2 protein-coding genes are annotated in these 19,419 nt (G+C 57.5%); both read right to left on the minus strand.

Annotation, left to right across the window (positions count from 1 at the left end; translation table 11 throughout):
* Positions 1-3 precede the first annotated feature (3 nt).
* Positions 4-14,163, minus strand: a complete 14,160-nt coding sequence (locus ACQE3E_RS19735; RefSeq protein WP_427500986.1) for an amino acid adenylation domain-containing protein — start codon at positions 14,161-14,163, stop codon at positions 4-6.
* Positions 14,164-14,165: 2 nt separating this feature from the next.
* Complete coding sequence (locus tag ACQE3E_RS19740) at positions 14,166-19,418, minus strand: type I polyketide synthase (protein ID WP_427500987.1); 5,253 nt, start codon at positions 19,416-19,418, stop codon at positions 14,166-14,168.
* Position 19,419 lies beyond the last annotated feature (1 nt).

The following is a 19,419-nucleotide window of genomic DNA, read 5'->3' on the forward strand; positions in this document are numbered from 1 at the left end:
CGCTTAGCTGTTGATTAGATTTTTACGCCGGACGGTTTTTTGCCTCGACGCTTTAAGTTCGGCTTTGGCAACGGCGGCGGAGGCATCCGCGCCGCTGTCATCCAGAAAAGCCGCCAATTTGGCTATCGTCGGATAGCGGAATAAATCAACGGTTTGTAAGGCGGGATACTGTGGTTGCAGCGCGTTCCAGACTTGCATCAACAATAACGAATGGCCGCCCAAATCGAAGAAACTCTCTTCGGTGCCGAAATCGTCGCGCTGCAATACCTGCCGCCAGATGGCCAACAGTTGTTTTTGAGTTTGGGTTTTTGGCTGACCGGCAACGGGTTTGGGACCGTCGCTACGTTGAGGTTTGGGCAAGGCTTTGCGGTCGACTTTTCCGGAATGGGTCAACGCAAACGTTTCCAAATGAATAAATTCGCTAGGCAGCATATAGGCGGGCAAATACTCCGCCAAGTAATCGCGCAGCTCGCGGGCCGACGAAAGCTTGCCGCGATAGTAAACCAGCAATTGCTGGTTGTCCGCCTGCGTTTGATTGATGACGGCCACCGCTTGCTCGATATCGGCTCTATCTTCCAGCCGGGCTTCGATCTCGCCCAGCTCTATCCGATAACCGCGGATTTTGGCTTGAAAATCGAGCCGTCCCAAGTATTCGATGCTGCCGTCAAGATGGCGAACGACCTGATCTCCGGTGCGGTACATGCGTTCGCCGGCGGCCGAAAAAGGATCGGGGATGAAGCGCTCGGCCGTCAAACCGGCGCGATGCCGATACCCCCTGGCCACGCCCTCCCCGGCTATCATCAACTCGCCGGGAAACCCCGGCGGCAGCAGATTCAAGTCTTCATCGACCACGTACAACCGGGTGTTGGCCAAAGGCTCGCCTAGTTTGATCTTGCCGTCGCCCGTTACCAGGCAACGGCTAGACCAAACCGTGGTCTCGGTCGGACCGTAGACATTCCACACTTCGCCAGCTCGCTGCCTAAGCTGGTCGGCCAAATTTAACGGCAAGGCTTCGCCGCCGCACAACACTTTAAAACCGGGCCTGCCTTGCCAACCGGAAGCGAGCAACAGGCGCCAACTGGCGGGCGTCGCCTGCATCAACGTAATATCGTGCTCTTGCAATAAAGCCTGTAAGACGTGGCCGTCAGCGCTTTGCAGGCTATCGGCCAATACCACGGTGGCACCCACCGTCAGCGGCAAATACAACTCCAACGCGGCAATGTCGAACGCCAAGGTCGTCACCGCCAACAAGCGGTCGTCGGCAACGATGCCGGGCCGTTCCGCCATGGTCAGCATGAAATTAACGATATTTTTATGACTGATTTGAACGGCTTTCGGCTTGCCGGTCGAGCCGGACGTGTAAATCACGTAAGCCAGATTATCGGGCCTGACCTTGACTTGCTCGCACCGCGTTTCGGCGGCGTCGGCCGATAGCCGGGCGACATCGCATGTGGCGACCGGAAACGCCGGCGCGGTCGAACCATACACCAGCACCAACGCCGCCCCCGAATCTTCGACCATATAGTGCAAACGCTTGACCGGCAAATTCAAATCCAGCGGCAAATACGCGGCACCGGTTTTCAATACCGCCAGCAACGCCACGATCATTTCGATGCAACGCGGCATGCAGATCGCGACGACGCTTTCGACGCCGATACCCAACGCCTGCAACTGCCCGGCCATGCGCTCGGCCCGCTGTTCCAACTCGGCATAGCTCAGCGATTGCTCGCCGAATGTCACGGCGGTTTTATTGGCGGACTGCCCCGCCTGCCGCTCGATCAGACTATGCAAACACAGTCCCGGCAGACAATGGCTGGCGACCGCCCGCCGGTCAAGCTGCACCAAATCTTGCTGCGCCGCTTGCGACAACAAGCCTATCCCCGACAGCAAAGCGCCAGGTGCGCTTAACATCCGCGTCAGGATGCCTTGCAAATGCCGTAACACACCTTGAATAGCGTCGGCGTCGAAGCGTTGCCGTTGATAGGAAATTTTCAAGCTCAATTCCCGGCCCGGCGTCACCAGCAGCGTCAACGGCAAGTCGGTTTGCTCGTAAACTTGAAAATCGTTCAGCTGCAAGATCGATGAGGACTGGCTCAGCGCTTCGTCTATCGGATAGTTTTCGAAGATGAACAGCGTGTCAAACAATGCCTGACCCGCCGGCACTTGACTCCAGCCTTGCATTTCGGCCAGTTGCAAATAAGTAAAAGGCTCACGCTCCATGCCGTCGTCCATCAATTGTCGCAACAGTTGTTCCACGGTTTGCCCCGATGCCAACTTCGCGCGTACCGGCACGGTGTTGATAAACAGACCCAGCATGTCGCCGACCCGCTCCAACTCGGCCGGCCGGCCGGAAACCGTCAAACCGAACAGAATGTCGCGGCTGCCGCAATACCGGCTCAGCAACACGACCCAAGCCGCCTGCAACACAATGTTGACCGTCACCCGTTGTTGCTGAGCAAACTGTTGCAAAGCGGCTGTCGTCTTACGATCCAAAACCGCTTGCGCTTGAGCAAACTCCGCCTGCCGGCTATGGCTGTCGCCACCGCTATCGATCGCCAGTTTGTTAACGTCGCTAAATCCATCGAGTTGCCGCCGCCAATAAGCCTCCATCGTGCGGCTATCCTGTTCGAGCAACCAAGCAATATAGTCGCGAAAAGGCCTTCTATCCGGCAAACACGGTTGCCGGCCGCTTACGTAAGCGGCATAAAGACCGAAGGCGTCCTCGATCAGTTTCGGCAAACTCCAGCCGTCCAGCAAAATATGATGATAGCTGCAAACAAACACCGATTCCGTGGCACTCAAACGCAATAGGGCAAAGCGCAATAACGGCTGGGCTTTAACATCGAACGGCGTTTGCCTGTCTTGGCGTAAAAAGCTTGCCGATAATTGCTGCCGTTCCGCCGGCGACTTTTTGCTGTAATCGAGGTCCCGCCACACGAACGGCACGTCATCAAACACCACTTGCAGTGGCTGCCGCGCGCCCGGCCAATCGAAGCCCGTCCTTAAAATCGAGTGCCGCCGGATCAATTCCCGCCAAGCTCGCCGCCAGGAATCGACTTGCAGCTCACCGCTGAAACGCCAACTGACTTGTTGCAAGTAGCTGCCGGATTGGCTGTCGAACACGCTGTGAAACAGCAAGCCTTGCTGTAACGGCGCGAGCGGATAAACATCCCGCACGCCGCCGCGCCGCCTCATGTCGCTCAGCCTTTGCTCGTCCGGCATTGCCAACTCGAAGCCGGATTCGACGGGTGCCTGGGACAAAAGGCCACTCAAATGGCGTTTAAAATCGGCGAGCAATTGCAAAACGGTCGAACGATCGAACTGTAACGGGCTGTAACGCAACTCCAGCCTTAGACAATCTTGATGTACGGCGCCATTAAAATCCATCAACAAGCCAAAATCCTGCCGGCCGGAGCGCTCGTCGCCGCGTCGTTCTTGCGCCTGGGCGATGAATACCGAAGCCTGTTTAGCCTTCTCGAAACGCCCTAAGTAATTGAAGCGAATACCGGTAGCCCGTTGTTCCGCATCCTCCAGTTTCCTTCGCAGAGTCGCGTCGGCGCTCAAATAACGCAAAACACCGTAACTCAAGCCCCGATGAGGCAAAGCGCGCATGGCCGCTTTGACAGCGGCCAAGGCCGTTGCTAGGTTTGCCTCGACCGCTAACGGAAACAGCGAGGTAAACCAGCCAACGCTCCTGGAAACGTCCAAATCCTCGAACACATTTTCCCGGCCATGACCTTCGAGTTCGATGACTAGCGTAGTTTTGCCCAAGCGTTGCCACAAGCTTTCCAGCAGCGCCGCCAGCAACACTTCTTCGACGCTGGCTTGTAAAGCTCTCGGCGCCAGCATCAAGGCTTGAGTGATCTCATGGTCGAGTTGCAAGGACTCGACGACGGTATCGGCCAAGGTTATCTTGTTGCCGGCCGCATGGTCCAAGGGCAAGCGGGCAAAGCCATACTCACAATAGCGCAGCCAATAGGCTTGGTCGGGCAAGGTATTGGACCATTGCCGCAAGCGCTCGGCCCAAGCGGGAAAGGCACTGGTTTTTTTCGGCAAATTCGGGACTTGTCCCGCGCTTGCCGCCTGATAAGCCAGCTGTAAATCTTCCAACAAAATCCGCCAAGAGACGCCATCCACCAACAAGTGATGCAACACCAAAAACAAACGGCTATTTCGGTCTTGCCCCTTCGCTTGGAACAACACGACCTTTAGCAACGGCGCATTGAGCCATTGCAGCGAAGCTTGGACGGCTTCGGCCTGCTCGGCCAAATCCTCGGCATCGCGGAAGGTTTTCAACTGAAGCACCTGCTCTATCTCACCATCGGGTGGGATATAAAGCTCGACCGGCGACCTGACTTGCAGTCTGAGGACATCGTGATGATCGAGCACCGCCGCCAAGCTCTTCCGCAATGCGGCAACGTCGATATCCGACGGCACTTCCAACAGCACTGACTGATTGAAATGCTGAACGTCCTTGGTCACCGTCTCGAAAAAGTAATGCACTATCGGAGTAGGTATGACAGTCCCCGTAACCCGTCCTTGCTCGGCGCTGGATTTTTCGGCCGCCTCGGCCGATTCGGCGAGAACGGCAATCGTCTGGGCGGAAAACAACTGCTTCAAATCCAGCCGGATCCCGGCTTGTCTTGCCTTAGCCACGATCTGAATGCTTAAAATAGAATCGCCGCCCAATTCGAAATAGTTGTCGTCGATGCCGATGCGGTCCTGGTTCAAGACTTCCCGCCAGATACCCACCAAGCGTTGTTCCACGGCATTGCGCGCTTCCCGGTAGGGCTGTTGGGCTTGAATGTCCGGTTCTTTCAGCGCTTTGCGGTCCAGTTTGCCACTAGCGGTCAACGGCAATTGCTCTAGCCTGACAGTTTGGCTCGGCCGCATGTACTCGGGCAGTTGCTGCAATTGCTGCTTGACGACCTGATCGAGGTCCGCCGCGTGGCTCACCACATAGGCCACCAGGCGCTTACTTTGCCCTTGGCTCCAAACCTTGACCGCCGCCTCTTGAATCTCGGCATGCTGTTTGAGCACGCTTTCGATTTCGCCCAACTCGATCCGAAAGCCTCTGAGCTTGATTTGGCCGTCTTCCCGGCCTTGGTATTCGATGACGCCGTCGGCCCGGTAGCGGCATATGTCGCCGGTCCGGTACAGCCTTTCGCCTTGACCGAACGGATTGGGTACGAAGCGTTCCGCGGTCAGCTGCGGCTTTTGCTGGTAGCCGCGCGCCAAGCCGATGCCGGCGATGTACAGTTCGCCGGACACGCCGATCGGCACCGGCTGCAATTGGCCGTCGAGGATGTATAAACGTAGGTTGTCGATCGGTTTGCCGATCGCGACGATGGGGCTGGCGGTGTCGGCTGCGTCGCAAGCCCATTCGCTGACGTCGATCGCCGCTTCGGTCGGGCCGTAGAGATTGTAGAGACGCGCCGATGTCAATTTGCCGTAAACCTGTTGTTGCAGGCTCAACGGTAAGGCTTCGCCGCTGCAGATGATGCGCCTTAAGCTGCCGCAGTGCGCCGCTTCGGGGTCGTCGATGAAGGCTTGCAGCATGGACGGCACGAAGTGCAGGGTGTCGATGTGCTGGGCCTGGATCAGTTTGGCCAGGTAATCGCTGTCTTTATGTCCACCCGGCTTGGCGATGACCAAACGGGCGCCGGCGATCAACGGCCAGAAAAATTCCCAGACCGAGACGTCGAAGCTGTACGGGGTTTTTTGCAAGACCCGGTCTTGTTCGCTCAATGGATAACGCCGCTGCATCCAGTTGAGTCGGTTAGCCAGCGCTTGATGGTGGTTGGCCACGCCTTTCGGTTGGCCGGTGGAGCCCGAGGTGTAAATCAGGTAGGCGAGCTGTTGCGGATGGCATTCAAGGGCCGGCGCGCCGGCCGGTTGCCGGGCCAGCTCGGTTTGCAAGGCTTCGATGACCAGCACTTGGCCGGGATAATCTTGCAGCTTGGCGGCCAAGGCCTGCTGGGTCAGACACCAGCCGGCACCGGCATTGGCGATCATATAGTCCAAGCGTTCTTGCGGGTAGTCGGGGTCTAGCGGCACATAAGCCGCGCCGGCCTTGACGATCGCATGCAGGCTGACCACCAACTCCAGGCTGCGCTCCAGGCACACTGCCACCAAGCTTTCGGCGCCGACGCCTTGCGAGATTAGATAATGCGCCAATTGGTTGCTGCGCCGTTCCAGTTCGTCGTAGGTCAATTGGCGTTGTTCGAACACCAACGCCACCGCCGCCGGCGTCCGTTGCGCCTGACGGCTTAACAATTCCGGTATCAAGGCCTCAGGGTACGCGTAGTCGGTGGCGTTCCAGTCTTCGAGACAACGCTTTCGTTCTTGGGCCTCAAGCAAGGCAAACTCGGCCAAGGGTTTAGCGCCGGCCGACAACAGGAAATTCAACGCCGATTTAAAATGCGCCAACAGCCTGTTGACGGTAGCGGCGGCAAAAACCTCGGCTTGGTACATGGCCTTGATTTGCAATTGCTCGCCCGGCACGACGACCAGCGTCAGCGGATAATTGGTTTGTTCCTTGAACTGCGCGGCAACGATTTTCAAACCCGCCTGTTCGTCATTCAGCAAGCCGGCGTCCAACGGATAATTTTCCAACACCAACAAACTTTGAAACAAAGACTGGCCGGCCGCATGGCGGCCGCTGCATTCCATGATCTTGCTCAACGGCAAATAAGCGTGGGCATCGCGCTTGAACTGTTCGGCGGTCAGCGCTTGCAGCCAATCACAGGCCGATTGCCGGTTATCGATATGGGCCGCGACCGGAATCGTATTGATGAACAAGCCTACGACAGACTCAATCCCCGGCAATTGCGGCGGCCGGCCGGAAACTGTCATTCCGAACACGACGTTTTGCTCCGAACTGTACCGGCTCAGGATCAAGGCCCAGGCCGCCTGCAACAACACCGCCAGCGTGGTGCGCTCCTGTTTAACGAAAGCGCCGATGCGGCGGCTTAATTCCGCCTCCCAAACCGTCGCCGCGTCGGCATAACCGGCAGAGGTTTTCGGCTCGACGCAAGGCAGCACGGTCGCGCCCTGAATCGCCGCCAACTGTTGTTGCCAATATTGCATGGCCGGCTGCGGGTCTTGCTGTGCCAGCCAATGCAGATAATCGGCAAACGGCCTGAGCGGTTTTGCCTGGTAGGCCTGTCCCTGCACCAACGCTTGATACTGCTTGGCAACGTCCTGCAAAACCAAAGGCAAGGACCAGCCATCCATCAATAAATGATGGTAACTCCAGAGTAAACAATATCGCTGCTCGCCCAGTTTAATTAAGCTCAAATGCGACAACGGGCCACGGCTGACGTCGAAGCCTTGCCCGGCTTGTTGCTGCTGCAATAACGCCTGCCGTTGCCGCTGTTCGTCGGCCGCCATGTAGCTCCAGTCCAGTACCTGCCACGAGCAAAACCCGGTTTCGATCAATTGCTGATAAGGCTTGCCGCCGCTTTGTTGCCAAATAAACACCCTTCTTAAAGCATCGTGGCGCAGGAAAACCGCCCACCAAGCTTGTTTAAACAAATCGGCTTGCAGATCGCCCTCGAACGTCAAAACCACCTGTTGGCAGTAAACGCCTTTGTCGTCATCGTACAAGGCATGAAACAGCATGCCTTCCTGAGTCGGCGACAAGGGCAGGCATTGGTTATCGCCATCGGCGGCGAGCACCGATTGTTCGGCTTGTTTAGCCAAGCCGGCCAATTCGGCTATGGTCTGGCCGAGGAACAAATCCTCGACGCGCAACTCAAGGCCCGCCTCTCTGGCTCTGGCCACGATCTGAATGCTTAAAATAGAATCGCCGCCCAATTCGAAATAGTTGTCGTCGATGCCGATGCGGTCCTGGTTCAAGACTTCCCGCCAGATACCCACCAAGCGTTGTTCCACGGCATTGCGCGCTTCCCGGTAGGGCTGTTGGGCTTGAATGTCCGGTTCTTTCAGCGCTTTGCGGTCCAGTTTGCCACTAGCGGTCAACGGCAATTGCTCTAGCCTGACAGTTTGGCTCGGCCGCATGTACTCGGGCAGTTGCTGCAATTGCTGCTTGACGACCTGATCGAGGTCCGCCGCGTGGCTCACCACATAGGCCACCAGGCGCTTACTTTGCCCTTGGCTCCAAACCTTGACCGCCGCCTCTTGAATCTCGGCATGCTGTTTGAGCACGCTTTCGATTTCGCCCAACTCGATCCGAAAGCCTCTGAGCTTGATTTGGCCGTCTTCCCGGCCTTGGTATTCGATGACGCCGTCGGCCCGGTAGCGGCATATGTCGCCGGTCCGGTACAGCCTTTCGCCTTGACCGAACGGATTGGGTACGAAGCGTTCCGCGGTCAGCTGCGGCTTTTGCTGGTAGCCGCGCGCCAAGCCGATGCCGGCGATGTACAGTTCGCCGGACACGCCGATCGGCACCGGCTGCAATTGGCCGTCGAGGATGTATAAACGTAGGTTGTCGATCGGTTTGCCGATCGCGACGATGGGGCTGGCGGTGTCGGCTGCGTCGCAAGCCCATTCGCTGACGTCGATCGCCGCTTCGGTCGGGCCGTAGAGATTGTAGAGACGCGCCGATGTCAATTTGCCGTAAACCTGTTGTTGCAGGCTCAACGGTAAGGCTTCGCCGCTGCAGATGATGCGCCTTAAGCTGCCGCAGTGCGCCGCTTCGGGGTCGTCGATGAAGGCTTGCAGCATGGACGGCACGAAGTGCAGGGTGTCGATGTGCTGGGCCTGGATCAGTTTGGCCAGGTAATCGCTGTCTTTATGTCCACCCGGCTTGGCGATGACCAAACGGGCGCCGGCGATCAACGGCCAGAAAAATTCCCAGACCGAGACGTCGAAGCTGTACGGGGTTTTTTGCAAGACCCGGTCTTGTTCGCTCAATGGATAACGCCGCTGCATCCAGTTGAGTCGGTTAGCCAGCGCTTGATGGTGGTTGGCCACGCCTTTCGGTTGGCCGGTGGAGCCCGAGGTGTAAATCAGGTAGGCGAGCTGTTGCGGATGGCATTCAAGGGCCGGCGCGCCGGCCGGTTGCCGGGCCAGCTCGGTTTGCAAGGCTTCGATGACCAGCACTTGGCCGGGATAATCTTGCAGCTTGGCGGCCAAGGCCTGCTGGGTCAGACACCAGCCGGCACCGGCATTGGCGATCATATAGTCCAAGCGTTCTTGCGGGTAGTCGGGGTCTAGCGGCACATAAGCCGCGCCGGCCTTGACGATCGCATGCAGGCTGACCACCAACTCCAGGCTGCGCTCCAGGCACACTGCCACCAAGCTTTCGGCGCCGACGCCTTGCGAGATTAGATAATGCGCCAATTGGTTGCTGCGCCGTTCCAGTTCGTCGTAGGTCAATTGGCGTTGTTCGAACACCAACGCCACCGCCGCCGGCGTCCGTTGCGCCTGACGGCTTAACAATTCCGGTATCAAGGCCTCAGGGTACGCGTAGTCGGTGGCGTTCCAATCCTCCACAACCTGCGTCAGTTGCGCTTGAGTCAACAGCGGTATGCGCGCCAACGGCAAACGCGGGTTCTCGGCCAATTTTTCCAACGCATTAGCCAGCGCCGACAGCAAGGCCGTGATACTGGCTTGCTCGAACAAATCGCTGCTGTATTCCATCGCCAGCGACCAATGCTGGTCTTCTTCGGTCGCATATAACGTCAAATCGCATTTCGCCGTGGTGCTGGGCAAAACCATAGGCTGGACGTCCAAATCCGGCAACGAAAAAGCTTGCTGCCCTTGGCTTTGATACACGAACATCACCTGGAATAACGGCGAAACCGCCAAATTCCGCTCCGGCTGTAAGGCGTCGACCAAACCTTCGAAGGGATAATATTGATATTCGTAAGCCGATAACGCGGTCGCCTTGACCTGATCCAGCAATTGTTCGAAAGACTGCTGACCGTCGAGCTTGATCCTCATCAACAAGGTATTGACGAATAAACCGACCACATCCTGCACGTCCTGTCGATCCCGGTTCGCCACCGGCGTGCCGATCATGAAATCCGACTGCCCGCTATAGCGGTATAAGACTGCCGCAAATGCCGCCAGCAGCAACATGAAGTCGGTTGCCCCCTGCTGTTGCGCTTGCGCGTGCAACGCGGCCCGAATGGACGCCGGAATCGCGTGAAATTGCATCGCGCCGCGGAAAGTTGGCAGCAGCGGCCGGCTGTGGTCGTAATTCAATGCCAAGGTCGTCGGCGCATCGCCTAAAGCCGTCAACCAATAATCCTTAGCCGCCTTAAACCAACCTTGTTCGGCCAGCATCCTTTGCCAACGGCAGTAATCGCCGTATTGCACCGGCAAATCCGGCAATTCGGCGGCGGCGCCCGTCAGGCATTGGCGATACAAAAGCGATACGTCGTGCAGCAAGACCTTAACCGACCAACCGTCGGCCACGATATGGTGCATGACCAGCAACAGCAAATGGTGCCGAGGGGCGATTTCCAATAAACATGCTTTGAAGACTTGCCCGGCGGCCGGATTCAAACCGCTATTGACCTCCCGGCGCAGGATGGTTTCCAGCCCTTGGGCGGCGACCTCCAATTCGCTGTAGCGCACTAATTCCAATGGAGCGGGCGGTAACACCTGTTGCCGCAAGCCAGATCCTTCGCCGAAAATCTTGCTGCGCAAGGCCTGATGCCTATTCACCAAGGCTTGCAAGGCACCTTGTAAGGCCTCGCGGTTTAAGTCCCCATAGACATGAAAAGCCAGCGGAATATGGTAAACGCCACCGGCATTTTCCAGACTATTGACGAACCATAAGCGTTCTTGTGAGAACGATAAGGGCGCATCCGCCCGGTCTTGCGGCGATATCGCCGGCCAAGCCAGCCGCTGCCGATCGCCGTCCAGCAAAAGCTCGCTTAAGCCTTGAATACTGGGATGGTTGAAAACATCTTCTATGCTGAGTTTGATGTGAAAAACCGCCGCCAATTTGGCGATCAAGCGTAACGCCAGCAGCGAATGGCCGCCGACATAGAAAAAATTGCTGTGAATGCCGAACTCGCGGTGTTGCAGTAATTGCTGCCAAATATCTGCTATTTGCCGCTGCAAGTCGTTTTCCGGGGCGCTAAGGTCTTCATCCTGACTTACTACGTCCATAGCCGGCAAGGCTTTGCGATCGACTTTGCCGTTAGCCGATAAAGGCAGCTCGGGCAGCACCATAAATGCAGCCGGCAGCATGTAATCGGGCAAAAAGCCTTGCATGAACTCGCGTATCGGCTTAATCAAGGCCGGCGTATTGTCGACGCCGTCCCGCAAGGTCAGATAGGCCAGCAAGGCTTTTTCGCCGCGAAACGATTTAGCCGTCAATACGCAGTTTTGCACGGCCGGATGTTGTTTTAAGACCGCTTCGATTTCGCCCAACTCGATCCGAAAGCCTCTGAGCTTGATTTGGCCGTCTTCCCGGCCTTGGTATTCGATGACGCCGTCGGCCCGGTAGCGGCATAGGTCGCCGGTCCGGTACATACGTTCGCCTTGACCGAACGAATTGGGTACGAAGCGTTCCGCGGTCAGCTGCGGCTTTTGCTGGTAGCCGCGCGCCAAGCCGATGCCGGCGATGTACAGTTCGCCGGACACGCCGATCGGCACCGGCTGCAATTGGCCGTCGAGGATGTATAAACGTAGGTTGTCGATCGGTTTGCCGATCGCGACGATGGGGCTGGCGGTGTCGGCTGCGTCGCAAGCCCATTCGCTGACGTCGATCGCCGCTTCGGTCGGGCCGTAGAGATTGTAGAGACGCGCCGATGTCAATTTGCCGTAAACCTGTTGTTGCAGGCTCAACGGTAAGGCTTCGCCGCTGCAGATGATGCGCCGTAAGCTGTTGCAGTGTGCCGCTTCGGGGTCGTCGATGAAGGCTTGCAGCATGGACGGCACGAAGTGCAGGGTGTCGATGTGCTGGGCTTGGATCAGTTTGGCCAGGTAATCGCTGTCTTTATGTCCGCCCGGTTTGGCGATGACCAAACGGGCGCCGGCGATCAACGGCCAGAAAAATTCCCAGACCGAGACGTCGAAGCTGTACGGGGTTTTTTGCAAGACGCTGTTTTGGCCGCTCAATGCGTAACGGCGCTGCATCCAGTTGAGCCGGTTGGCCAGCGCTTGATGGTGGTTGGCCACGCCTTTCGGTTGGCCGGTGGAGCCCGAGGTGTAAATCAGATAGGCGAGCTGTTGCGGATGGCATTCAAGGGCCGGCGCGCCGGCCGGTTGCCGGGCCAGCTCGGTTTGCAAGGCTTCGATGATCAGCACTTGGCCGGGATAATCTTGCAGCTTGGCGGCCAAGGCCTGCTGGGTCAGACACCAGCCGGCACCGGCATTGGCGATCATATAGTCCAAGCGTTCTTGCGGGTAGTCGGGGTCTAGCGGCACATAAGCCGCGCCGGCCTTGACGATCGCATGCAGGCTGACCACCAACTCCAGGCTGCGCTCCAGGCACACTGCCACCAAGCTTTCGGCGCCGACGCCTTGCGAGATTAGATAATGCGCCAATTGGTTGCTGCGCCGTTCCAGTTCGTCGTAGGTCAATTGGCGTTGTTCGAACACCAACGCCACCGCCGCCGGCGTCCGTTGCGCCTGACGGCTTAACAATTCCGGTATCAAGGCCTCAGGGTACGCGTAGTCGGTGGCGTTCCAGTCTGCCAATAGCTGGCGTCGATAATCGGCGTTCAGCAGCGGCAGCAAGACCGCCGGTTTGTCTTGAAACTCCGGAAAGGACTGTAAAACGGTTTGATAATAATCGGCGAGTCTTTGGGCATCGTCGGCATCCAGTACCTCGCTATTGAATTTAAGCGAACCGACTAAGTCGCCGCCCGCTTCCATCAACTCCAACGACAGATCGAACTGCCCTTCCTGTTGAAACAAGGCATAGGGCGCCAACGCCAAACCACCCCAGTCCACGGTTTGCCCGGCAGTTCGACCGCTGCCGCTGGCATCGAGCAGTAGCTGGGCTTTTTGCAATTGCTGGAACACGAAAGCGGCCTGAAACAACGGCGGACGGCTGGTATCGCGGGACAGCGCCAGCCGCTCGATAATCAAAGCTAACGGGAAAGCCTGATGCGCCATGGCCGACAATACTTCCCGACGACAGGCGCGAACGAAATCGGCGACCGTTTGCCCGGCGGTTAATTCCGATAACAGCGGCAAGGGATTGACGAAATACCCCACGACGCCGGCATAACGATCGTCATCCCGACCGGCCAGCGGCGTACCGACACAAAGCCGTTGCTGACCGCCGCAGCGGTGTAGCAATAACTGATAAGCCGCGAGCAATAACACGTATAAGGTAACATCCAGCTCGACGGCTAGCGCCCGCAAGGCGGAGACTGTCCGGCTATCGATACGTAAAGGATACGAGGCGCCGCGGTAATTCCGCCGCGCCGGAAAAGGCCGCTTGGTGGGCAGGTTTAATAACGGTGGGGCTTGCACGAATTTATCGCGCCAATACCGCCAATCCGCTTCCAACGTTCCTGAATCAACCTCGGCCACCTGTGTTTCGGCATATTGACGATAAGAAAGCGATAACCTCGGCAAATCAGGCTCACGCCCGGCCACTAAGGCCGAATACACCTGAGCGAGTTCGTCGAGCAACAGCCACAGCGACCAGCCGTCGCCGATAATATGGTGAAAAACCAGCAATAACACCGATTGCCGGGGCGCGCATTGAAATAAACCTACCCTGAACAACGATCGCGAACCGTTCAAATCGAATGGCGCGGCGTAATGTCCGACCACCTGATCGCTTAAGGTTTGCTCGTCCCAGCCGGACGCATCGATGTGTTGAAAATCGATGCTTGCGCCAGGATCGATGAACTGGCGCGGCTCGCCGTCTTGCGCTTGAAAACGTAAACGTAGCGCAGGATGGCGCTCCGCCAAATAGCGCAAGGCTTGCTGGAAGCACTCGATGTCGACCACTGACAATATCCTGGCCGAGAAAGCCACGTTATAAGCCGCGCTATCCGGCGCCGTTTGGTGCAGAAACCACAAAGCCCGTTGCCCGTAAGTCAAGACAAAGGGCTCCCGCCGCAAGGCTTGAAAATGCTCGATTAAAGCTTGTTTATGGCTTTTAAGCGCGTCCAGCAGCGCCTCGTTGATGGCTTGTTTGGGTGCCCGGTAACGTAATTTATCGCCTTCCAGCCACAGTTCCACCCGATTGTCGGCCAAATCCCGCAGTAACCCTTGCACGCTCAAATTTCCCCCTCCAGCATATCTTCATCCTCGGCTATCGAGGCGGTCTTAATCCGCTCTATCGGCGATAGGTTCACTTGCAGATAATCGACCAAACCCCAACCTTCGCACTGCAATAGCTGGCTGACCGGCACTTCGGTTTGCAGGGTTTTGCGCATGACTGCGCGTAACTCCACGGCGGCCAAGGAATCCAAACCCAGAGAACTCAGCGAGCGGCTCAATTCGCATTGCGCCGCCGATAATTTCAAGATTCCCGCCAATTGCCGCTTGAGCCAATCGCCCAACATCGCCTTGGATTGTTCTGAGTCGGCGGAACGTAAAGCCCGCAAATATTCGTCGCCGTCAACGGCCTCCACGCCGACAGCCGGCATCAGTTCCGCCAGTAATCCCTCCGCCGCGCCATGCCCCGCGCTCTTGGCGGCCTGCCGCCAATCGAAATTCACCACGCAAACTTGCCCGGTCTGGCGGCCGCCGAGTAGCGCTTGCAACACCGTTCCGGCGCGTTCGCCATCAATCAAGCCCAAACCCGATTGGCGCCAAAATGTACGCACAGCATCGCTGCTCTGTTGTTGTATCCCGCTCTGCCAAGGGCCCCAGTCGATAGCCAGAGCCGGAAAGCCGTCATGCCCGCGTTGCCATGCCAAGGCGTCCATCGCCGCATTGGCCGCCGCGTAAGCGCCTTGGCCGACATTGCCCAACAAGGCGTTCAACGACGAATACAGCCAGAAAAAATCCAGCGGTTGGTTGCGGGACGCTTGATCCAGCAAAACCGCCGCTTGTAACTTGACCCGATTCAATTGTGCCAACCGCAACGCCGATTGCTTTAGCAACAGATCGTCGTCGGTAAAACCCGCGCAGTGCACAATGCCTTTTAGCGGCCTGCCGCTATGTTCGATGTTAGCAAACAGCCGCTCGACGGCCAGAGGTTCGCAAACGTCCAGCGTCATTACGATTAACTCGAGATCGGCATATTGGCCTTGCAAATCCAGCAAGCGGCTCGGCAACCGCGCATGCTCCCGGCGACTGGTCAGATAAAGATGACGGGCACCTTGCTCGATCAACCAACAAGCGGTCGTTAACCCTAAATCGCCCAAACCGCCGCTCACCAAGTAATTGGCGTGTTGATCGATCTCGACCGGCGAGTCGGTCGGCGGTTTATGACGCTGCAATCGTTGCGCCCATAGTTGATCGCCTATCGCGGCCAAGCGTTGCTCGCCGCTGTTGTCCAATAAGCCGGCTAGCAATGCCTCAGCGCTATCGGCATCGATGATGCGCGGTTTCAGCTCGCTATGCTCCTGGAACAAAACCGCCGCCATCCCCCACAACGCGGCACCGCCGTAATTCATTTGTCGGCAAAATTCGCCTTGCGCGTTGCGGGTCGTCAGCGTCAAATTCAGGCGATGGCCTTGCAACAACGGCAGCAAGGCCAACAACTGCCCCGGCGCCTCCATGGCATGTGCCGCGCCATCCGCCGCTAAAAAACCGCTCAAATCGACCAACTCATCGACGCCGAGTAAATCGGCAGCACTAAGCTGATTGAAAGCGACGACGCTAACCCGATGGCCTTGCCGGGTTAAGGGCTCGACCAAGGCCGGCTGGTCTTGGCCGGCAATGAACAGCCAGGACTTTCCGCCCCGGCCGACCACGGCACGATGCGGCCGCCAAACCGGTTGATAGAACCAATCGGGCTTGGGCGACAGCATTTGTTTCACACGACTTTCGCTGACAGTCGCCACTTCGACGCCGGCAATCGAAAACTGCAATTGCCGCTGAGCGTTGAAAATCGCCAAATCGGTCTGCCCTGATTCATTCAAGGTAGCGCTAGTCCAACAACTCTCGGCAAAATCCCCTCGCCAGCATTCGATCCGCCGGATACGTACCGGCAAACGCAACCCCCGGCTGTCCGGCTCGAACACCGCAGCCATCAATTGCAGCGCCGAATCGAGTACGACCGTATCCACTGCGGTAGCGTCCACCCGCTGCTGATTCAGCTGGGCAACGGCCCGACCTTGCTGTTGCCAAAGCGTGGCGATGCCTCGAAAACGGGATCCGTATTGCAAACCATGTTCGGCAAACAAGCGATACAACTGTTCAGCTGAGAATTCGTCCCCTTGTTCCGACAAGCCTGACGATACGGTGGCAGTATCGATGCTTGTGCCCAAGCGCTGCAAGGCGGCGCTGAGATGCTGCCTCCATTGCTCGCCATCTTCCTCCCGGCTGACTATTTTCAAGTCAGCCGAGTCGCCCACGCCGCTGAATATCCATTGCACGTCGACAGACTCACGCTCGGGAATCAGCAGCGCACGTTCTATTTCCAGATCGACGATCGCAAAGCCTGAGTGACCATCGCGCTTGAATAACGCTTGGTAAATCGTGGCGATCAACAAGGCCAGCGGCGCGACAACCAAACCATAAACCCGGTGTTCGCTTAGCCAAGGCTGGCTAGCAAGACTTAATGTCCAGGCGTAAACACTGCTATTTTCCGCAAAGGCCGGACTACTCAGCCAACGGCCTTGCCGGTCAACCGGCGGCAGCGTGTCAAACTCGAACCAATCGGGCCAATAACGCTGGCGCTGCCAAGGGTAAGTGGGCAGATCCGTCAGTTGGCCGGCGTTAAGCGATTGCCAATCCAATTCCAAACCCGAAGCAACGACCTCGGTCAAGGCTTGGTTAAATGAGCTTTCGTATCCGGGGCAAGCCGAAACGGCAGTCACATTCGTCGCCTGTTGCCGGATCAAGCCGGTCAACACCGGTTTAGGACCGATTTCCAGCCATAAATCCACATCCTGCCGTGCCAAGGTATCCAGGCTTTGTTGAAATAACACCGGCTGGCGCAAATGCCGTAACCAATAATCGACCTGGGCGTAGCAAGCCGTTTCAAGGCCGCCGGTCAAATTGGCAATCATCGGAATCGAGGCGGCGCTTAACGCGACCTCGGCAAAACAGGCGGCAAATTCTTTTAATATGGGCTGCATGCACGGCGAATGAAAACCGTGCGAGGTGTTAAGGCGGCGATATTCCAGGCTATGCTCGGTACACACTTGCAAAAACCTGGACAGTTCGGCCTCCTCGCCGGAAACCACTTGATTTTCCGGACTGTTATAAGCAGCAATACTCAAGCTTGGAAAGTCGGCCAACATCGTTTGCAGGCGCTCGGCAAACGTAAACACCGCCGCCATGCCGCCCCGGCCGGGCGCTTCTTGCATCAGTTCGGCCCGCTTTACGATCAGTCGCAAACCTTGTTCCAAATCGAACACGCCGGCAATACAGGCCGCCACGTATTCGCCCAAGCTATGGCCTACCAGGCACACAGGGGCGAGCCCCCAAGCTTGCCATTGTTTGGCCAGGGCGTATTCGAAGGCAAACAAGGCCGGCTGAGCGTTTGCACTTAAATGAATGTCCTCGGCCGATGGCTCGAGCAACAAGCGCTTCAAATCGATGGTACTGAACTGGCGCAGCAACCGATCGCAGCAGTCGATTTGCCGGCTAAACTCCGGATAAACGTCGTACAACTGCGCCGCCATCCCCGGCCATTGCGAACCTTGTCCGGTAAACGCCAAACCCACTTTAGGCTTGGCTCGCGAGACATGGCGATAGCTTGAAAAACCGGCGCCCTGCTCCGCAAACTCCAACAAACGCGACTTGAACTCGGCCGCCGAATCGGCCGTCACGGCCAAACGGTGAGCGAAACGCGAGCGCCGGGAATTGGCGGTATAACAAATATCGGCCACCGCCGCAGTTTCCGAGCCGAATAGCCGAGTCGCATAATCGAACGCCAGTTGCTGCAAAGCCGGCAAGGTTTTCGCGGATAACAGCAACAGGTTTACGCCCGCGGACGCCCCTGCGTCTATCGGTTCGGAAGGCGGCGCTTGTTCGAGTATCAGATGAGCATTGGTCCCGCTTAAACCGAACGAGCTGACCGCCGCCAACCGGGGTTGTCCTTCGGCGGGCCAAGCCTGGCGGGTTAGGGGAATATTTACCGGCCAGGCCTGCCAATCGATATGCGAGCTGGGGCGGCTGAAATGCAAATGCGGGAACAATTCGGCTTCGTGCAGCGACAACGCGGTCTTGATCAAACCGGCAATCCCGGCGGCCGCTTCCAAATGGCCTAAATTGGTTTTGACCGACGCAATGTACACCGGGCTGCGGTCAGGATGTTTACCGTAGCAGGCGGCTAAGGCCCGCATTTCGATCGGGTCGCCCAACGGCGTTCCGGTACCGTGCGCCTCGATATAGCCGACTTGTTCGGCCTTCACCCCGGCGGTCGTCAGGGCGGCATTGATCACGGCCTGCTGGGACGGGCCGGAGGGAATAGTCAAGCCGCCGCTGGCGCCGTCCTGATTGACAGCCGAGCCGCGAATCACGGCCCAAATGCGATCGCCTTGTTTTTCGGCATCGGACAAACGTTTTAATACCACCGCCCCGCAGCCCTCCGAGCGAATAAAACCGTCGGCGTCTTCGGCAAAAGTCTTGCACCGTGCGCCCGCCGAAAGCATCCCTGCACGGCTGAAAGCCACGTAAGTTTCGGGCGCCAAAATCACATTCACGCCGCCGGCTATTGCCATATGGCATTCACCGGCACGCAAACTCTGACAGGCATTATGTACGGCGACCAAAGACGAGGAACACGCGGTATCGATGGCCATGCTCGGCCCGGTTAAACCCAGCCAATAAGACAAACGACCGGCCAACATATTCAGCGAAGCGCCGGTGCCCAGATAAGCATCGACCTGATCCGACGGCAATTTTTTGGCCATAACCGCCGCAAAATCAAAGCTACTGGCGCCGACGAAAACCCCGGTTTGAGTGGCAAACAAATCGCCGGGAACGATATTGGCATGCTCCAAGGCTTCCCAGCAGACTTCAAGCCACAAGCGCTGTTGCGGATCCATGGCCATGGCCTCGCGCGGCGAAATACCGAAGAAATCGGCGTCGAAGCGATCCAGCTGCTCAATAAAGCCGCCTTCGCGGACATACATTTTCCCGGGTCGTTCCGGATCGGCATTGAAATAATCGTCCACCCGCCAACGCCAAGTCGGCATTGGCCCGATGGCGTCCATCCCGTGGCGCAACAAATCCAGATATGCCGCCAAACCCTCGGCCCCTGGAAATCGGCAGCCCATGCCGACAACGGCGATGGCTTCCCGCGATTGTTGGGCGGTTTTAAGTTTTCCTTCCAAGGCATCGATCTTGCGCAACGCCTCCAGCATCAAGGCTCGATAATCGGTTTTCGGTTCGCTCTTTTCGGTCATC

The sequence above is a fragment of the Methylomonas sp. MED-D genome (assembly GCF_050276835.1).
GTDB classification, from domain to species: domain Bacteria; phylum Pseudomonadota; class Gammaproteobacteria; order Methylococcales; family Methylomonadaceae; genus Methylomonas; species Methylomonas koyamae_A.